The sequence below is a fragment of the Arsenicibacter rosenii genome (assembly GCF_001870735.1).
Lineage (GTDB): Bacteria > Bacteroidota > Bacteroidia > Cytophagales > Spirosomataceae > Arsenicibacter > Arsenicibacter rosenii.
This window is the reverse complement of the sequence record NZ_MORL01000248.1, coordinates 1-530: the sequence shown is the minus strand read 5'-3', so window position 1 is coordinate 530 and position 530 is coordinate 1. Positions and strand designations below refer to the sequence as shown.

The window sequence follows — 530 nt, the reverse complement described above, 5'->3', positions numbered from 1 at the left end:
TTTAATGAAGATGTACTGTCGGAATGCTATATCACCACTACCATTAACGGGGAATCACTGTATAACCAGCTGGATGTGATCTGCCAGACGCTCGGAGCCTCCTATAAAATTATTGATGCTCAGATAATTATTGAATCAAAAGGTTGTCGATAATCCCTAAACACGGCGCGTATGTAGCACTCGTAAAACCCAAAAAAGGAATGATGCTACCAACATCATTCCCCTGCGAACAGGTGTGTTTGTGGCACGCCTGCGCATCATTGTCTTGTCTTCCCAAACAAAACGTACCGAAAGTATGCCATTTTTATTTACCAAAAAAGAGTTTACCGCTCTTATGAGAATCAGTGTGTCGCAACTGCTGCTGGTTTGCCTGCTGGTCAACATGGCCCTGGCCGACCCATTGCTGGCCCAGGAGAAACTACAGGAAAAGGTATCCATCTCGCTGAAAAACACTACGCTGAAAGCCTTGCTGAATGTTATTGAGCAAAAAACGGAGATTGTTTTTTCGTATCGGAAGGATGTCATCAAAG

2 protein-coding genes are annotated in these 530 nt (G+C 44.0%); both read left to right on the top strand.

The annotated features are described in order from the left end of the window. The first annotated feature begins 15 nt into the window (after positions 1-15). Positions 16-153 carry a hypothetical protein gene (locus BLX24_RS34250; RefSeq protein WP_510185443.1) on the top strand — a complete coding sequence of 46 codons (138 nt, stop codon included), beginning with the start codon at positions 16-18 and terminating at the stop codon, positions 151-153. A gap of 142 nt (positions 154-295) precedes the next feature. Then, positions 296-530 (top strand): hypothetical protein (locus BLX24_RS31100; protein ID WP_143092980.1); only part of this gene is annotated, 235 nt, incomplete at its 3' end.